This window comes from Halobellus sp. GM3 (assembly GCF_052545375.1).
Genome location: NZ_JBQWLT010000006.1, coordinates 153,238 through 169,159, shown reverse-complemented (window position 1 = coordinate 169,159; position 15,922 = coordinate 153,238). Strand labels below are relative to the sequence as shown.

19 protein-coding genes are annotated in these 15,922 nt (G+C 68.7%); 14 read left to right on the top strand and 5 right to left on the bottom strand.

Features of this window, described 5'->3' with window-relative positions; all coding sequences use genetic code 11:
* Positions 1–287 precede the first annotated feature (287 nt).
* The 4 genes from ACT3HL_RS11320 to ACT3HL_RS11305 are packed head-to-tail and all read left to right on the top strand — an operon-like array spanning position 288 to position 3,977.
* Positions 288–1,139, top strand: coding sequence for a DUF4129 domain-containing protein (locus ACT3HL_RS11320; protein WP_445086941.1), 852 nt, complete (start codon positions 288–290; stop codon positions 1,137–1,139).
* A complete protein-coding gene (locus ACT3HL_RS11315) occupies positions 1,136–2,032 on the top strand; it encodes a DUF7269 family protein (RefSeq protein WP_445086940.1) in 897 nt (298 codons plus the stop codon). Before ACT3HL_RS11320 ends, ACT3HL_RS11315 begins: the two co-directional genes overlap by 4 nt.
* The gene (locus ACT3HL_RS11310; protein WP_445086939.1) at positions 2,029–3,288 is read left to right on the top strand and encodes a DUF58 domain-containing protein; all 1,260 of its coding nucleotides are present in this window, start codon (positions 2,029–2,031) and stop codon (positions 3,286–3,288) included. Before ACT3HL_RS11315 ends, ACT3HL_RS11310 begins: the two co-directional genes overlap by 4 nt.
* Entirely contained in the window at positions 3,285–3,977 is a 693-nt protein-coding gene (locus ACT3HL_RS11305; RefSeq protein WP_445086938.1) for a DUF7519 family protein, read from the top strand. The genes ACT3HL_RS11310 and ACT3HL_RS11305 overlap by 4 nt, the downstream gene beginning before the upstream one ends.
* 136 nt (positions 3,978–4,113) lie before the next feature.
* Here the strand turns inward: ACT3HL_RS11305 and ACT3HL_RS11300 are convergent, their stop codons facing one another.
* From ACT3HL_RS11300 to ACT3HL_RS11280, 5 genes are all read right to left on the bottom strand, one after another.
* Entirely contained in the window at positions 4,114–5,097 is a 984-nt protein-coding gene (locus ACT3HL_RS11300) for an AAA family ATPase (RefSeq protein ID WP_445086937.1), read from the bottom strand.
* Between the two features lie 405 nt (positions 5,098–5,502).
* Complete coding sequence (locus ACT3HL_RS11295; RefSeq protein WP_445086936.1) at positions 5,503–6,105, bottom strand: mechanosensitive ion channel domain-containing protein; 603 nt, start codon at positions 6,103–6,105, stop codon at positions 5,503–5,505.
* A 73-nt stretch (positions 6,106–6,178) separates the two neighbouring features.
* Positions 6,179–7,456 carry a bifunctional cysteine desulfurase/selenocysteine lyase SufS gene (sufS, locus tag ACT3HL_RS11290; protein WP_445086935.1) on the bottom strand — a complete coding sequence of 426 codons (1,278 nt, stop codon included), beginning with the start codon at positions 7,454–7,456 and terminating at the stop codon, positions 6,179–6,181.
* A gap of 307 nt (positions 7,457–7,763) precedes the next feature.
* Positions 7,764–8,063 carry a DUF424 family protein gene (locus ACT3HL_RS11285; protein WP_445086934.1) on the bottom strand — a complete coding sequence of 100 codons (300 nt, stop codon included), beginning with the start codon at positions 8,061–8,063 and terminating at the stop codon, positions 7,764–7,766.
* Positions 8,063–8,827: a tetratricopeptide repeat protein gene (locus ACT3HL_RS11280; RefSeq protein ID WP_445086933.1), complete on the bottom strand. Its 765-nt coding sequence runs from the start codon at positions 8,825–8,827 to the stop codon at positions 8,063–8,065. Before ACT3HL_RS11280 ends, ACT3HL_RS11285 begins: the two co-directional genes overlap by 1 nt.
* Before the next feature lie 105 nt (positions 8,828–8,932).
* Here ACT3HL_RS11280 and thpR point away from each other — a divergent pair, with 105 nt between their 5' ends.
* The 10 genes from thpR to ACT3HL_RS11230 all read left to right on the top strand — a co-directional run bounded on the left by thpR (position 8,933) and on the right by ACT3HL_RS11230 (position 15,855).
* Positions 8,933–9,493 (top strand): RNA 2',3'-cyclic phosphodiesterase, encoded by a 561-nt coding sequence (thpR, locus tag ACT3HL_RS11275; RefSeq protein WP_445086932.1) that lies wholly within the window; start codon positions 8,933–8,935, stop codon positions 9,491–9,493.
* Positions 9,494–9,699: 206 nt separating this feature from the next.
* Positions 9,700–9,852: a 50S ribosomal protein L39e gene (locus ACT3HL_RS11270; RefSeq protein ID WP_049985609.1), complete on the top strand. Its 153-nt coding sequence runs from the start codon at positions 9,700–9,702 to the stop codon at positions 9,850–9,852.
* Positions 9,853–9,854: 2 nt separating this feature from the next.
* Complete coding sequence (locus ACT3HL_RS11265) at positions 9,855–10,133, top strand: 50S ribosomal protein L31e (protein ID WP_445086931.1); 279 nt, start codon at positions 9,855–9,857, stop codon at positions 10,131–10,133.
* 1 nt (position 10,134) lies between these two features.
* The gene (locus tag ACT3HL_RS11260; protein ID WP_445086930.1) at positions 10,135–10,800 is read left to right on the top strand and encodes a translation initiation factor IF-6; all 666 of its coding nucleotides are present in this window, start codon (positions 10,135–10,137) and stop codon (positions 10,798–10,800) included.
* 332 nt (positions 10,801–11,132) lie between these two features.
* Positions 11,133–11,321 carry a 50S ribosomal protein L18Ae gene (rpl18a, locus tag ACT3HL_RS11255; protein ID WP_445086929.1) on the top strand — a complete coding sequence of 63 codons (189 nt, stop codon included), beginning with the start codon at positions 11,133–11,135 and terminating at the stop codon, positions 11,319–11,321.
* Positions 11,321–11,779, top strand: a complete 459-nt coding sequence (gene pfdA, locus ACT3HL_RS11250) for a prefoldin subunit alpha (protein ID WP_445086928.1) — start codon at positions 11,321–11,323, stop codon at positions 11,777–11,779. Before rpl18a ends, pfdA begins: the two co-directional genes overlap by 1 nt.
* 58 nt (positions 11,780–11,837) lie before the next feature.
* On the top strand, positions 11,838–13,160 hold the full coding sequence (ftsY, locus tag ACT3HL_RS11245) for a signal recognition particle-docking protein FtsY (RefSeq protein ID WP_445086927.1): 1,323 nt from the start codon (positions 11,838–11,840) through the stop codon (positions 13,158–13,160).
* 85 nt (positions 13,161–13,245) lie between these two features.
* Positions 13,246–14,655 (top strand): signal recognition particle receptor subunit alpha, encoded by a 1,410-nt coding sequence (locus ACT3HL_RS11240; protein WP_445086926.1) that lies wholly within the window; start codon positions 13,246–13,248, stop codon positions 14,653–14,655.
* Between the two features lie 60 nt (positions 14,656–14,715).
* Positions 14,716–15,297: a magnesium transporter gene (locus ACT3HL_RS11235; RefSeq protein WP_445086925.1), complete on the top strand. Its 582-nt coding sequence runs from the start codon at positions 14,716–14,718 to the stop codon at positions 15,295–15,297.
* Positions 15,298–15,855: a magnesium transporter gene (locus tag ACT3HL_RS11230; RefSeq protein ID WP_445086924.1), complete on the top strand. Its 558-nt coding sequence runs from the start codon at positions 15,298–15,300 to the stop codon at positions 15,853–15,855.
* The last annotated feature ends 67 nt before the right edge of the window (positions 15,856–15,922 follow it).

Here is a 15,922-nt window from a genome sequence, read left to right as displayed (position 1 = left end):
TCGCGTTGCCCCGCGCTGCGAATAACGAGCGCATAACAACGTCCGCCGTATCCGTATGCGCGCCAGATGGTACGCGCTGCGTCGACTACCGTGTCGCCGGGATTACGGGTGGCGAGGAGCAGGTTCGATCCGGAGTCCGCCGGCGCCGCCTCGGACGCGGACGACGTCGCTTTCGACCGACGATGCGGAGGCCGGGCAGTCGGCGGGCGCGGTGGCCGTCCGATCGCGGGCGAGCGGAGCGTCCGCGCGCTCGAGAACGACCCACGTATCAGCGACCGGAGCACAGCATGAGGCGCCAACGCGCGTTCGCGCTCGTGGTCGTCGCCTGCTGTCTGTTGATCCTGACGAGTATGTCCGCGTCGCTGGAGTCGACCGTCTCCGGCACGCCGGACGACGCGATCAATCCGGACTTCGCGTCGCTCCCGCTGTCGGTAGAGGAGGCCTCCGAACTGAAGGAGGCCTACCAGTCGGGCCAGAAAGCCCAGGATGGCGACCCGAGCGACCAGAGCCGGTCCGAGGACGGAAGCGGAGACGAAAACCGGAATCAGCGTCGGGCCGACGGCTCGGAGACGGACGAATCGGCGGCGAGCTCGGTCGACCCTCGCTCGGAGCAGTCGGGACCGACCGGCGTCGATCGGTCCCAGAACGAGGAAGGGAACGTCCCGGGATTACCCGACCAAGGGCTGCTGGCGATGCTCTACGACCTCCTGCTGGCACTTCTCGGGGCGCTGCGAGCGGCGCTCCCGGCGCTGCTGTTGCTCGTCGCAGTGATCCTAGTCGTTCACAGGCGCGACCGACTCCTCGCGTGGCTCGAAACCCGACTCGAGCGGCTTCTGTCGACCGAGGGCGGAACGACCGCGGACGCCGCGCCGCCCCCGGCCTTCCGCTCGCCGAGCAATCAGGTCGAACGGGCGTGGCTGGAGCTGCTCTCCCGGTCCGGGGTCGATCCGGAGCCGAGCGCGACGCCGCGCGAGTGCGTCGAAATGCTGACCCGCGCCGGTTTCGACGGGGACGCAGTGCGGGAGCTCGTGACGCTGTTCGAGGAGGTACGCTACGCCGAGGCCCCAGTCACCGACGACCGCGTGGAACGGGCTCGCCGCTGTCTGCGCCGGTCCAGATCGCGGGAGGCGGGCGAATGAGCGACGCCGTCGCGACCGACGGGGCGGACGTCGCGACCGAGGCGGACGCCACGAAGGGGGCCGACCCCGTCGCGGCCGGAGAGACGAACACCGCTTCGACCGAGGAGACGGACACGGCCGAACCCGAGGAGATCGACGCCGTCCGTGTCGGACTGGCCGTCGCCGGTCTGATCGGTCTCGTCGCCGCCTTCGGCGGTTTCGCCGTCGGTCCGCTGGAGGCCGCGGTGGCGACGGCGGAGACCGCGCTCGGGAGCGACTACCTCCTCGCCGCGGGTCTCGGCGGCGTCGCGCTGGCGCTGGGGACGTGGGCGTTCGCCTCGGGAGCCGGGCGTCCGCGACAGGCGACGATGCCGGAGGTGGAGCGCTCGACGCCCGTCTCGGTGCCGGGAGAGGACTTCGACCGGAAGCTGTCCGGGTGGCGAGGGCGCGTGCCGCTCCTCGGCTCCAGCGTCCGCGAGTCCGTCCGGCGACGGCTCCGAGGGGTCGCCGTCCGGACGATCGCCGCGAAGGCGGGCTGTAGCAGAGCGGAGGCCGAGCGCCGTGTCGCCGAGGGAACCTGGACGGACGATCCGATCGCGGCGGCCTTCCTCAGCGCGTCGTCCGAGCCGCCGCCGCTCGCCGACAGGGCGGCCGCGCTTCGGCGAGGAGGGGGCTGGCTCCGGTTCGCCGCCCGTCGCACGCTCGACGCGCTCGAGGAACGTCGCGAGCGCGGAATCGGACGCCGCGAACAGAGCGGCGAACGGCGCGGTTCCGAGGACGACAGTCGCCGACCCCGCAGCGACCGCCGCGAGGTCGGAATCGACCAGAGAGGAACGGCTTCCGGCCGCCGAGAACCCGAAGGCGGCCGCCGCAGCGTGGAGAACGAACGATACGCCGTCGGGAGTGACCAATGACGGACGCGTACCCCACGGACCGCTGGCGCGGGATCCTCGTTCTCACCCTCGGGGCGGGCGGGATCGGCCTGCTCGGGAAACGACCGTCGCTGCTCCTCGTCGCCGCGCTCGGCGTCGTCGTCGCCGCCTACCCGTTCGTGTCGTCGCCGCCGCGACCGCGACTGCGGCTGGAGCGGCGCGTCAGCGAGGAGAACCCGGATCACGGCGACCGCGTCGAGGTGACGACGACCGTGTGGAACGCGGGGGAGCGGCCGCTCTTCGACCTCCGTCTCGTCGACGGGACGCCGTCCGCGCTGTCCGTCGTCGAGGGCTCGCCGCGGCACGGGACCGCGCTCCTGCCCGGGCGCAGCGCGTCGTTCTCCTACGTCGTCGAGGCCAGGCGCGGACAGCACCGCTTCGACCCCGCGACCGCGGTGGTGCGGAACCTCAGCGGTGCTCACGAGGTCGAGACGGAAGTCGCCGCGGAGACGACGATCGAGTGCCCGTCGGGCGTCCCGCGGGCGCCGCTCCGATCGCGAGCGGTCGGCGGCGCGGGGCGGATCGCCTCCGAGCAGGGCGGCAGCGGGACCGAGTTCTATCAGACCCGCGCGTACCGCCCGGGCGATCCCGTCAATCGGATCGACTGGAACCGGTACGCGCAGACCGGCGACCTGACCACCGTCGAGTACCGCGTCGAACGGGCGGCGACGGTCGTCATCGTGATCGACGCGCGACCGGCCGCCTACCGCGGGCGGGCGGACGAACCCCACGCGGTGGACTACGGCGTCGCCGCGGCGCGGGAACTGCTCGAGTCGGCGCTCGACGAACGTAACCGGGTCGGGATCGCCGGCCTCGGCCGCGACGCGCCCTGGATTGCGCCCGGCACCGGCCGCGCACACCGGGTGCGCGCGCGGCGCCTTCTCGCGACGCACGCCGCGTTCGGTTCTCGTCCGCCAGACGACGGACCCAGCCTGAGCGACCGGGCCGCCACGATCCGCTCACGACTCCCGACGGACGCCCAACCGCTCGTGTTCACGCCGCTTCTCGACAACGAGATCGTCGAATTCGTCCGACGGTTCGAGGCCGAAGGCCGACCGCCGAGCGTGATCTCGCCCGACGTCACCGAACCCGGGAGCGTCGGTCGAACGCTCGCGGCCGTAGAGCGCACAGAGCGCGTCCGAGAACTCCGCCGGATCGGCGTCCCGGTCGTCGACTGGTCGCCCGACCGCCCGCTCGCGGCGGCGGTCGCTGACGCCGCGGAGGTGTCGAAGCCGTGACCGTCCGGCGGGCGAACCTGCGTCCGACCGTTCCCGGCGCGGCGGTAGCGATCGCGCTGGCCGCCGGTGTCGTCCTCGCGCTCGGCGACGGCGACGTCGTACCGACTGCGCTCGCCGTCCAGGGCACCGGACTGGTAGGTGTGGCCGCCGGCGGAACGCTGTATCGGCGCGGCCGTCGGAACTGGGGCATCGCGTTCGCGGTCGGGGGCGGTTGCGCCGCGGTCGCCGCGATAGCCGTCTTCGTCGCGGAGCGCCCGCCGCTCAGCTTCGCGCTCCGAGTGCTCCCGGGCCTTCTCGGACTCCCGCTTCTCGCGGCGGGCCTGCTCCCGGTCCGGGGCGACGGCTCGCGCACCCTGATCAAACTGGGGGCCGGCGGTGTCTTCCTCTCGGTCGTCCTCTCGGGACTCTTCTTGGCGATCGACGACGCGCCGATGCTCGTCGCCGCCGCGGCGACGATCGTCGCTTGGAGCGCCGCGGAGAACGCCGTCGGCGTCGGACGACAGCTCGGCAGGGACGCCGTCACTCGGCGGCTGGAAGCGGTGCACATCGCCGGGAGCGTGGCTGTCGGTCTCGCCGGCGTGGTCGCGGTCCTCGCCGTCCGCGACGCGGCCGCGACGGGCCTGTCGCTCGCGTCGTTCACGCTGCTGTTCGTCGCACTGTTGCTCCTCGTCGCGGCGATGCGAGGGTGAGCAGACGTCGAAAACGATCGCCACGACTGTCGTTCGCTGCGGTCGCGTCGCTCAGACGAGCCCCTCGACGTCGACTTCGGGGCTCTGGAGCCGCACTCGGTGCCCCGCTGTCGTACTCGGGTCTTCGGTATCGCGCTCAGATCTCCGACGTCGCACTCGTCCCCCTGCGACCGACGCTCGGGACGGGCACGCTCTCGACGACCGACCGTACCACCGCTCGCTCGTCGACCCTGTCGATCGTGGCGTCCGCCGTCAGGACGAGCCGGTGTGACAGCGCGGGCTCGGCGACGGCCTTGATGTCGTCCGGCGTGACGTACTCGCGCCCGGCCAGCGCCGCCCGAGTGCGGGCGACCTCGAAGAGCCGCTGACACCCGCGCGGGGAGACGCCGACGTCGACGCGGGGCTCCGTTCGGGTCGCTCGAACGAGTTCGACGACGTACTCTTTGAGGTCGTCGTGGACGCGCACGCGCTCCGGCACCTGCTGTATTGCCCGCATCTCGTCGCGGTCGAGGACGCGCGCTGCCGTCGGCGTCGGTCGATCGCGGGCCTCGCGTCGGTCGAGCAGCCGGCGCTCGCCGGCCGCGTCGGGATAGCCGAGGCTGCTCTTCACCAGGAAGCGGTCCTTCTGCGCCTCGGGAAGCGGGAACGTGCCCTCGCTCCCCTCGATCGGGTTCTGCGTCGCGATGACGAAGAACGGGTCCGGGAGTCCGTGTGTCGTGCCGTCGATCGTGACCTGTCGCTCCTCCATCGCCTCAAGGAGCGCCGCCTGCGTCTTCGGCGACGCCCGGTTGATCTCGTCGGCGAGGACCACGTTCGCAGAGAGCGGTCCGTCGTTGAACTCGAACTCGCGGGTCCGCTCGTTGAAGACGTACGTGCCCGTCACGTCGCTCGGGAGGAGGTCGGGCGTGAACTGGATCCGGCTGAACGAGAGCCCGAGGGCCGTCGAGAAACTCCGCGCCGTCAGCGTCTTTCCGGTCCCGGGGACGTCCTCCAAGAGGACGTGACCGCGGGAGACGACGCCGGTGAGAACCGTCCGCAACACCGACTCGTCGACGATGACGGCGTTCGACACCTCCTCCAGCACGTCCGCGGCCAGTTCGCTGGCCTCGGTGACGTTCATAGCGACCGGTGGGCCAGTCCGGTCTTTGTTATGCAGACTCAAGGAGACTCCCTGCGGCTTTATAGTAGCGTTTGCGACTGATTGCCCAGCCGACCGCACGACGTCGTGCGGTCGAGTGTGTACAGACTTGCAAACGCTACTATAGGCAGGATGGATCCGTCGATGTCCGACCTTACCCATCGGGATTTCACCGCCTTCAGGCGCAGGCGGATGTGAGCGTTACCTCGTCCGGAAGCGGAACCGCTGGGGTTCCCCGAACCGACGATGGGCGCGATGGCGGTCCCAACCCGGTTGAGCGGCGCCGAGGCGTTCGGTGCGGCGTCGCCGACGGGACCGGATATCGACGAGATCCGCGGACCTCGGTAAGCCGATCGTAACCGAGGGGAACCGCTCTTCTCCGAGCGTTTACCCCTCGCCGCCGTCGGTGACGTCCGAAACCGGGTCGTCGCTGGCGTCGTCGACTCCCGCCAGTCTCGTCCACTTCTTTTCGACGTCGCGGTTGGCGACGACGACGGTGCGCCCCTCCCCGTCGCGGAACCGCGTCTTCCGCAGTTCGATGGCGGTCACGACGCCCGTGACCGGGTCGGACTTCACCTCGTCGCCGGGATTGAAATCCGGGTCGCGAAGCAGGTACACGCCCGCGACGGTGTCGGCGATCATGTTCGAGAGCGCATAGGAGACGCCGAGCGCGACGAACCCCGCGGCGGTGCCGAGACTCGCCGCGATCTCGCCCATCCCGAGTATTTCGAGAAGCGTCAGCGCGGCCCCGAACCACAGGAATACCGCGGCGACAGTCACCCCGAGATCCACGATGAGCCCCTGTTCGTCGGGATAGATCGCTCCGAGCGTGCGGCGAAACACGCCGGTCACCAGCCGGATCCCGACGTACGCTAATAAGAGAAAGACGACGCCAGTGAGGAGCTTCGGGGCGGCCGTCTGGATCCCGGCCGCGAACTCGTTGATCGTTCGCACGGTCGTGTCGACGAGAAACCGAACGACAGTGGACATCGGTGCCGGTGAGTCGGGTGTCAGCCACAAAGCGTTTCGGGCGGGCGCGGAGCCGACGCCGGACTCCGAGCGATCAGGCGAACAGCTGTCTGGCGTCGTCGATGGCGTCGACGAGCGCGTCGATCTCGTCGGTCGTATTGTAGATGTAGAACGACGCGCGGGTGGACGCGGGCACGCCGAGTTTGTCGTGCAGCGGCTGCGTGCAGTGATCGCCAGCGCGGATCGCCACGCCGTGGTCGTTGAGGATACTCGAGAGGTCGTGCGCGTGGACGCTTTCGAGGTTGAACGCGACGAGACCGCCGCGCTCGTCGCCCGGCGGGCCGTAGATCTCGATGTCGTCGAATTCTGACAACCGGTCGTAGGCGTACTCGGCGAGCAGTTCCTCGTGGGCCTGGACGCGGTCCATCCCGATCTCGTCGAGGTAGTCGATCGCGGCGCTGAGTGCGATCCCCTGCGCGATGACGGGCGTGCCGGCCTCGTACTTCCACGGGAGGTCCTCCCACGTCGAGTCCTCGTAGGTCACGCTCCGTATCATCTCGCCGCCGTAGAGGTACGGCTGCATCTCCTCGAGGATGTGTTCTTTCCCGTAGAGCACGCCGATGCCGGTCGGGCCGAGCATCTTGTGCCCGGAGAACGCGAAGAAGTCGGCGTCGATCGCCTCGACGTCGACCGGTCGCGTCGGGACCGACTGTGCGCCGTCGACGAAGACGTACGCGCCGTGGTCGTGCGCCAGATCGGCGAGCTCGGCGACGGGAGCGACCGTCCCGAGCGTGTTCGAGACGTGGACGGTCGAGACCATCGCCGTCGAGTCGTCGATCAACTCGGCGGCGTGGTCCATATCGAGCCGCCCCTCGTCGTCGACTCGGATGTACTCGACGCTCGCGCCCGTCCGCTTTGCGATCTGCTGCCACGTGACGAGCGAGGCGTGGTGTTCCATCTCCGTCAGGACGACCGTGTCTCCGGGGCCGAGTTCGGCGAGTCCCCACGCGTAGGCGACGAGGTTCAGCGACTCGGTCGTGTTCTTCGTGAAGACGATCTCCTCGCGCCCGTTCGCGCCGATGAACTCCGCGACGCGGTCGTGAGCGTTCTCGTAGGCGACGGAGGCCTCCTGACTCAGGTGGTGGATCCCGCGGTGGACGTTGGAGTTGTAGTCGTAGTAGTACTCGACGATCGAGTCGACGACGGGCTTCGGCGTCTGCGTCGTCGCCGCGTTGTCGAGATAGACCAGCGGGGTGTCGTCGTCGGGGCCCTCACCCGGCGACTCGATGTCGCCGCCGACCTTCCGGTCGAGGATCGGGAAGTCCTCTCGTATCGAGGCGACGTCGACCGGGTACTGTTCCTGCGTTCTCATTGGGGACCGATAGCGGCCGCAGCACTAACACGGCTTCGGTCTGGGCAGGGAAACGAAACGGGTGGTGGTTACGAGGGCGTGCTTTCAGGAAGCGTGATTAACTGCCCGCTCTGCAAGCACCGTCTATTGTAGCTAATCTGTCGTATCGATACGGAAGACTACCCTCCATCTCTAGGATGGCACTTCCTCCCTCGAGGATATTCTCCCGCGAGCGAGGCCGACGGCCGAGCGAGCGGCGTCTTTTTGGTCCAGCTTTTTGCAACGAGTGGTGCGCCGGAGGCGCACCCGAGTCAGCAAAAAGGTGGGATTACATCCACAGCAACTGCGCGTGTAACGTCCCGTCGACCGAGAGCACGCGCTCCTCGTCGATGATGCCCGCCTCGACGGCCACGGAGACGGCGCGCTCGCCGACGATGTTGGCGACGCTGGCGCGGGTGAGGCTATCGACGACCGCCTCCTCGCCGGCCGTTTCGGCCTCCTCGCCGCCGTAGAACGCCTCCGTGACTTCCAGGGAGACATCGCCCTCGGCGTAGGTCTCGCCCAGACACTCGGGGTCGCAGACGGAGACGAGCAGTCCCTCGGCGGTCTGTCGTTCGCGGAGTAACATCACCGGGGCTGCTGTTTCGCTTGCTGCTGTTGGTTCAGCAGCTCCTGTTCGTGCTGTTGGCGCAGCTCTTCGGCCTGCTCTTGGACCGCCTCGGCCTCCTCGTCCTCGCCGAGCTCTTCGAGCGCGGCCGCCTTCTCCTCGAGGACGTCGGCGGTCCGCATTCCGAGGCGGATCGCGTTGTCGAAGGCGTTGACGGCGTCCTCGTTCAGGCCGCGCTCGCTGAGGAAGAAGCCGCGGTTGTACCACGCCTGCGGGAAGCGCGGGTCGATCTCGACGGCGCGTTCGGCGTGGTGCAGCGCCGCCTCGATCTCGCCGGCGTTCCAGAGCGCGTACGCCAGATTGGTCTCGGCGGACGCGGCGTGCTCTGAGTCGTCGTCGACGCGGAGGGCCTCGCGGTACGAGCCGATGGCCTCGTCCCACTCCTCCAGTTCGGCGTGCGCGGCGCCCTTGTTCACCCACGCCTCTTGGGCCTCGATGGAGTCCTCGTCGGCGAAGCGCGCCGCGCGCTCGAACGTCTCCGTCGCCGCCTCGAAGCGGTTGATCTGCATGTACGAGAGCCCCACGTCGACGAGCTGGTCGACGTCTACTCGGTCGGACGCGATGTTCCGCCTGTCGAGTTCGTCCGTCACGACGCGGGTGTCGACGGGATCGACCTTCGTCGGGTCCACTTTCAGCTCCGGCGGGTCCAGAGAGAACTCGTCGTAGTCCTCCCCGAAGCCCTGTCCCGAGGAGAACTCGTGGTCGGTTCGCTCGCCGTCAGTCATACCCCGCGGTTGGGTGTCGGGACGGTTAAGCACTGCGTCACAGCAGTAGCGGCCGTTCGGGGATGCGCCACAGAGGTAATACCTCCCGGTCGCGTACGACCGCGTATGCGGCTCTTCGTCAGCATCGACCTCCCGGATCGGCTCGCGGACGCCGTCGCGGACGCGCAGGAGCGTTTTGTGGACGCCGCGGGCCTGCGTTTCGTCGATCCCGCGCAGGCGCACCTGACGCTGTTTTTCATCGGCGATGTCGACCCCGAGCGGCTCGAGGACATCGAGGCGGCGCTGACACGCGCGGTCGACGACGCCGGCGTCGACCCCTTCGACCTCCGCGTCGGCGGGTTCGGCGTCTTCCCCTCTCTCGACTACGTCAGCGTGGTGTGGGCGGGCGTCCGCGAGCGCGCGGGCGCCGCGGAGACGACGCGGCTCCACGAGGCTGTCGCGCGAGAGCTGACCGCGCTCGGCTTCGAGGGTGACGATCACGCGTTCACGCCGCACGTCACGCTCGCTCGGATGGACGACGCTCGCGGGAAGAGCCTCGTCCGGCGCGTCGTCCGCGAGGGCGACCCGGACCTCGGCGCGTTCCACGTCGATCGGATCAACCTGACCGAGAGCACGCTGCGGAGCGACGGACCGGAGTACGAGACCGTCGCGTCGTTCGGCCTCTAGCGGCGTTGCGGCAGCTCGTAGCCGATCCGCCGCTATGGTTCACTCCCGCCTGTGGATCTGACCCGAGGAGCGCGCGCTGCGAGCGGTGTGATCTGGATGCCGCCGTCGAGATCGACAACGCGGTTCTATCGGCGTGTGAGGCGCTCGCACTGGCGCGGGCCCGAAGGAACAAGATTTTATGCGGTCCGGGGAAAGTAGCGAGCACTATGAGCAAGAAGTCGAAGGCCAAAAAGAAGCGCCTGGCCAAACTGGAGCGCCAGAACACGCGCGTTCCGGCTTGGGTGATGATGAAGACGGACATGGAAGTCACGCGCAACCCCAAGCGCCGCAACTGGCGGCGGAGTGACACGGACGAGTAACGATGAGCGCCAGCGACTTCGAGGAACGCGTCATCACGGTACCGCTTCGGGACGTCAACGCGGTCCCCGCCCACGAGCGCGCGGGGCGAGCGATGTCCCTGATCCGCGAGCACCTCGCGAAACACTTCAAGGTCGAGGAGGAGGCCGTCCGGCTGGACTCCTCGCTCAACGAGACGGTGTGGGCGCGCGGCCGCCAGCAGCCGCCGAGCAAGCTCCGCGTGCGCGCCGCCCGATTCGACGAGGACGGCGAGTCCATCGTCGAGGCGGAGCCGGCAGAGTAACGTGTTTCGCGCCTCCTTCGCCGGCTCTCCGTACGTCGGCGTGTTCGCCCGCGCGACGGACGACGTGCTCGTCGTTCGGTCGGACGCCGAGGAGGACGTCGTCGACGCGATGACCGACGAGCTCGGCGTCCAAGCCGTCGCGACGACCGTCGGCGGCTCCGGGACCGTCGGCGCGCTCGCGACCGGCAACGAGAACGGGATTCTCGTGACGAGCCGGGCGACAGAGCGCGAGAAGGAGGCGATCGAGTCGGCCGCGGGGGTCCCTGTATCGGAGCTCCCGGGCAATATCAACGCCGCGGGCAACGTCGTTCTCGCGAACGACTACGGCGCGTACGTCCACCCCGAGCTCTCCGATACGGCCGTCGAGGCCGTCGAAGCGGCCCTCGGCGTCCCGGTCGAGCGCGGGGGACTCGCGGACGTCCAGACCGTCGGCACGGCGGCCGTCGCGACCAACGATGGCGTCCTCTGTCACCCGAAATCGCGCGAACCCGAACTCGAGGCGCTCGAGGTGCACCTCGACGTTCGCGCCGACATCGGCACCGTCAACTACGGCGCACCGCTCGTCGGATCCGGCCTCGTCGCCAACGAAACCGGCTACGTCGCCGGCGAGGAGACGACTGGACCTGAGCTGAGTCGGATCGAGGACGCCCTCGGGTACCTCGAGTGACCGACTGACCGATCCCGTTCTCCTCGGAGATTCACGACGGCTTCACTCTCCCCGTTCGTCGCTCCTGTCGCGTTCGCCGCTTCTGTCGCGTTCGCCGCTCCTGTCACGTTCCGTCGATCCTGTCGCGTTCGCCGCTTCTGTCACGTTCCGTCGCTCCTGTCGCGTTCGCCGCTACCGCGCCGGTCGACGCTCTCACCGCTTCGTTCGCCGCCACTGCGTCCGTTGCCGTCGTGGCGCGCGTGCGCTTGGACTCCGTTCTCGCGCCGTGACTCTGGCCGATTGTGGGGTTCCGAGTAGGAAGATACTTCCCGCTCGCTCGGAAATCATCTGGTATGAGTCAATACGCAGTGAGCGGCCGGTTCCAGAGCCGCGACGGGTTCAGCGAGTTCAACACGGTCGTCGAAGCACCGAACGAGAACGTCGCCCGCGAGCGCGTGTACACGAACATCGGAAGCCAGCACGGGCTGAAGCGAAACCGGATCGAGATCGGCGAGGTCGCAGAAGAGGTGTCCGCGGCATGATGGGCGGCGGTCAGCAGCAACTCCAGCAGCTCTCACAGGAACTGCAGGCGATCGACGGGGAGATCGAGGCGCTCGAATCCGACGTCGAGGACCTCCAGACGGAGCAATCGGAGATCGACGAGGCGATCGAGGCGATCGGGACGCTCGAGACCGGCTCGACCGTGCAGGTCCCGCTCGGCGGCGGCGCGTACGTCCGCGCGGAGATTCAGGACATCGACGAGATCATCGTCGGTCTCGGCGGCAACTTCGCGGCCGAACAGGCGGCCGACGACGCCGTCGACGCGCTGAACGCCAAGCGCGACGCCCTCGACGACCGCATCGCCGAGGTCCGCGAGGACATCGCCGACCTCGAATCCGAGAGCGCGGAACTCGAACAACAGGCCCAGCAGATGCAACAGCAGATGCAGCAACAGCAGATGCAGCAGATGCAGCAGATGCAGGAAGGCGAGGGCGAGTAACCCGGCTGTCGACGACGCTCCCGATAGCGCAGCAATCACGGAATTAGCGGCAGACACTATGTTTGACGGACTGAAGAAGAAGCTCACAAGTTTCCGCGAAGACGTCGAGGAGACGGCCGAAGAGAACGCAGCGACCGACGCCGACCTCGACGATTCCGTGGCGTCCGCGGCCGAGACGAGCGACGGCGCCGCGGCCGAGACGAGCGACAACGCCGCGGCCGAGACGAGCGACAACGCCGCGGCCGAGACGGACGCGTCCGCGGCAGCGACGGCCCAAGCCGAACCGGCTGACGCGCGGGACACACAGGACACACAGCCCGGCGAACCCGGGACGGCGGCCGCGACCGACGAGGCCGACCGGACGGGCGCCGGTGTCGACTCTGGCGAGCCGGCAGCGGCGGATTCCGCGGCGGGAGACGAGGAACCGGCCTCGCTCGCGTCCGACGAGGCCGCGGCCGCGCTTCGCGAGGACCCCGACGACGGCGAGGGCCCCGGGCGGCTCAAGCGCGCGGCGGCGTTCGCCACCGGGAAGGTGATCATCGAGGAGGAGGACCTCGAAGACCCCCTCTGGCAGCTTGAGATGGCGCTCTTAGAGAGCGACGTCGAGATGAACGTCGCAGAGGAGATCCTCGAGACGATCCGCGAGAAGATGGTCGGCGAGACGCGGGCGCAGGTCGAAACGACCGGCCAGCTCGTCGAGACCGCGCTGCACGACGCGCTCTATGAGGTCATAAGCGTCGGCCAGTTCGACTTCGACGAGCGGGTCCGATCGGCAGAAAAGCCGGTCACCATCGTCTTCACCGGCGTCAACGGCGTCGGGAAGACGACGAGCATCGCGAAGCTGTCCCGGTACTTCGAGGAGCGCGGGCTGTCGGTCGTTCTCGCGAACGGCGACACCTACCGCGCCGGCGCGAACGAGCAACTGCAGAAACACGCCGATAACCTCGGGACGAAGCTCATCACCCACGAGCAGGGCGGCGACCCCGCGGCGGTGCTCTACGACGCGGTCGAGTACGCCGAGGCGCACGACATCGACGTCGTCCTCGGGGACACGGCGGGGCGGCTCCACACCTCCAACGACCTGATGGCCCAACTGGAGAAGATCGACCGCGTGGTCGACCCCGATATGACGCTGTTCGTCGACGAGGCCGTCGCCGGGCAGGACGCCGTCGAGCGCGCGAAGACGTTCAACGACGCCGCCGAGATCGACGGGGCGGTCCTCACGAAGGCCGACGCCGACTCCAACGGCGGCGCGGCCATCTCCATCGCGTACGTCACGGGCAAGCCGATCCTCTTTCTCGGGATCGGGCAGGGCTACGACGACCTCGAGCGGTTCGACCCCGAACGGATGGTCGCGCGGTTGGTCGGCGACGAGGAGTAGGTCGCCGCGCCGCGTCCTGTCGGGGGGCGAAGCCGTCCGCCCCGCAGAAAAAGCCTTTACCCGCGTGGCGGCCTAGAGCGGAGTAATGGTACTCGATAATCTCGGGAGTTCCCTCCGCGGCAGTCTCGACAAACTGCAGGGGAAGTCCCGCCTCGACGAGGAGGACGTCGAGGAGATAGTCAAGGAGATCCAGCGCTCGCTGCTCTCTGCGGACGTCGAGGTGAGCCTCGTGATGGAGCTCTCCTCGTCAATCAAAGAACGCGCGACCGAGGAGGAACCCCCCGCCGGAACGCCCGCGCGGGACCACGTTCTCAAGATCGTCTACGAGGAGCTCGTTTCGCTCGTCGGCGAATCGACCGAGCTCCCGCTGGAACCGCAGACCATCCTCCTCGCGGGCCTGCAGGGCTCGGGGAAGACCACGAGCGCCGCGAAGATGGCGTGGTGGTTCTCGAAGAAGGGGCTGCGCCCGGCCGTCATCCAGACGGACACCTTCCGACCCGGCGCGTACGACCAGGCCGAGCAGATGTGCGAGCGCGCGGAGGTCGAGTTCTACGGCGATCCCGACGAGTCGGATCCCGTCAAGATCGCCCGCGACGGCTTGGAAGCGACCGCGGACGCCGACGTCCACATCGTCGATACCGCCGGTCGGCACGCGCTCGAAGACGATCTCATCGCCGAGATCGAAGAGATCGAGCGCGTCGTCGACCCCGATCGCTCGCTGCTCGTCTTGGACGCCGCGATCGGACAGGGCGCCAAAGAGCAGGCCCGCGAGTTCGACGACGCCATCGGCATCGGCGGCGTCGTCGTCACCAAACTCGACGGGACGGCGAAGGGCGGCGGCGCGCTGACGGCCGTCAACGAGACCGGCTCCTCGATCGCGTTCCTCGGGACGGGCGAGACCGTCAAGGACATCGAGCGCTTCGAGCCCAACGGCTTCATCTCCCGGCTGCTCGGGATGGGAGATCTCAAGCAGCTCTCAGAGCGCGTCGAGCGGGCGATGGCCGAGACCGGCGACGAGGACGACGACTGGGAGCCCGAAGACATCATGGAGGGGCCCTTCACCCTCAAGGACATGCAAAAGCAGATGGAGGCGATGAACCGGATGGGACCGCTCGATCAGGTCCTCGATATGATCCCGGGTCTCGGCGGCGGCTTCATGGACCAACTCCCCGACAACGCGATGGACGTCACGCAGGACCGGATGCGCGACTTCGACGTGATTATGGACTCGATGACCGAGGACGAACTGGAGAACCCCCGGTCGATCGGCGCCTCGCGCGTCCGGCGCATCGCCCGCGGCTCCGGGACCGACGAGGAGACCGTCCAGGAACTGCTCCAGCAGCACAAGATGATGGAGCAGACGATCCAGCAGTTCCAGGGGATGGGCGACGGCGACATGCAGCGGATGATGAAGAAGCTCCAGAACCAGGGCGGTGGCGGCGGAATGGGCGGTCTGGGCGGCGGTGGCGGCGGCCTCGGCCCGTTCGGCGACTAACGCAGCCCCCGACGTCCGCAACACGTCCGATTTTTCACCCCCGCGGTCGTCGACAGTCGTATGACTGTCCGGGACGTGGCTCGCGAGGCCTACCGCGAGGCGCTCCCAGCACTCGCCGCGAGCCTCGTCGGCGGCCTCCTCGCGGGGATCGTTCTCAGCGGGATGCGCGCAGAGATCCGCGACGTACCGGGGCTGCTCGTTCTCGTCCCGGCATTGCTGGCGACGCGTGGCAATGTCTACGGCTCGCTCGGCGCGCGCATCTCGACCGCCCTCCATCAGGGGCTCGTCGAGCCGCGGATCCGCGGGGGCGACGAGCGCCTCCGCGCGGCGGTCGCGGCCGCGCTCGCCAACGGCCTCCTCGCGTCGTCGTTCGCGGCTGTCGCGGTGTTTTCCGTGCTTACGGTGCTCGGTGACCCGGTCGCGCCGCTGCCAGTGCTCGTCGCGACCGCGCTCGTCTCCGGGGTTCTCTCGGGCGTCGTGCTCGCGGGCGTCGTGGTGACGGCCGTCTTCGCCGGCTACCGCCGCGGGCGCGACCCCGACACGCTCGTCGGACCGCTCGTGACGACCACCGGGGACCTCTTCGGGATGCTCTTTCTGCTCGTCGCGGTCAGGCTCGTCCTGTTCGTCGCGGGGGTGATCTGAGTGCCCACCGAGTGGACCGTCCGAGCGATCACGCGCGCAATGCTCCCGGTGCTGCTCGTTCTGACGCTCGTCGAGGTCGGCAGCGGGCTGGTGCTCGGGCGGTTCGAGGCGCAACTGCTTCAGTACCCGACGCTTCTCGCGCTCGTTCCCGTGACGATCGGGACGGCGGGCAATCTCGGGAGCATCCTCGCCGCGCGGCTCTCGACGTCGTTTCATCTCGGCACGCTCTCGTTCGATCCCGCCGACGAGCACCTCGCGGGCAACGCGCTCGCGACGTTCGCGCTCGCGCTGTCGATCTTCCCGATCGTCGGGGTCGGCGCGTGGGGACTCACCGCGCTCGTGAGCGGCGTTCGGTTGGCGCTCACGACCGTCGTCACGATTTCGGTCGTCTCCGGGATCGCGCTCGCCGTCCTCGTGATCGCGGTGACACTCGCGGCGACGTACGTCGCCTACCGGTTCCGACTGGACCCCGACGACGTGGTCATCCCGGCCGTCACCAACACCTGCGACGTGCTCGGCGTCGTGGTGCTGTTTCTGACGGTGCAGGTGGTGCTGTGACGGCGAGCTATCGTAGCGTTTGTCTTCACGCATCTGATCGCACGACTGCGTGCGATCGAATGGGCAT

Bases quoted from the DNA above. Each gene is read 5' to 3' on its own strand.
- ACT3HL_RS11235 (WP_445086925.1), top strand. From the start codon at position 14,716: ATGACTGTCCGGGACGTGGCTCGCGAGGCCTACCGCGAGGCGCTCCCA.
- rpl18a (WP_445086929.1), top strand. From the start codon at position 11,133: ATGAGTCAATACGCAGTGAGCGGCCGGTTCCAGAGCCGCGACGGGTTC.
- thpR (WP_445086932.1), top strand. From the start codon at position 8,933: ATGCGGCTCTTCGTCAGCATCGACCTCCCGGATCGGCTCGCGGACGCC.
- ACT3HL_RS11320 (WP_445086941.1), top strand. From the start codon at position 288: ATGAGGCGCCAACGCGCGTTCGCGCTCGTGGTCGTCGCCTGCTGTCTG.
- ACT3HL_RS11265 (WP_445086931.1), top strand. From the start codon at position 9,855: ATGAGCGCCAGCGACTTCGAGGAACGCGTCATCACGGTACCGCTTCGG.
- ACT3HL_RS11240 (WP_445086926.1), top strand. From the start codon at position 13,246: ATGGTACTCGATAATCTCGGGAGTTCCCTCCGCGGCAGTCTCGACAAA.
- ACT3HL_RS11280 (WP_445086933.1), bottom strand. From the start codon at position 8,827: ATGACTGACGGCGAGCGAACCGACCACGAGTTCTCCTCGGGACAGGGC.
- ACT3HL_RS11285 (WP_445086934.1), bottom strand. From the start codon at position 8,063: ATGTTACTCCGCGAACGACAGACCGCCGAGGGACTGCTCGTCTCCGTC.
- ACT3HL_RS11295 (WP_445086936.1), bottom strand. From the start codon at position 6,105: ATGTCCACTGTCGTTCGGTTTCTCGTCGACACGACCGTGCGAACGATC.
- pfdA (WP_445086928.1), top strand. From the start codon at position 11,321: ATGGGCGGCGGTCAGCAGCAACTCCAGCAGCTCTCACAGGAACTGCAG.
- ACT3HL_RS11315 (WP_445086940.1), top strand. From the start codon at position 1,136: ATGAGCGACGCCGTCGCGACCGACGGGGCGGACGTCGCGACCGAGGCG.
- ACT3HL_RS11300 (WP_445086937.1), bottom strand. From the start codon at position 5,097: ATGAACGTCACCGAGGCCAGCGAACTGGCCGCGGACGTGCTGGAGGAG.
- ACT3HL_RS11270 (WP_049985609.1), top strand. From the start codon at position 9,700: ATGAGCAAGAAGTCGAAGGCCAAAAAGAAGCGCCTGGCCAAACTGGAG.
- ftsY (WP_445086927.1), top strand. From the start codon at position 11,838: ATGTTTGACGGACTGAAGAAGAAGCTCACAAGTTTCCGCGAAGACGTC.
- ACT3HL_RS11310 (WP_445086939.1), top strand. From the start codon at position 2,029: ATGACGGACGCGTACCCCACGGACCGCTGGCGCGGGATCCTCGTTCTC.
- sufS (WP_445086935.1), bottom strand. From the start codon at position 7,456: ATGAGAACGCAGGAACAGTACCCGGTCGACGTCGCCTCGATACGAGAG.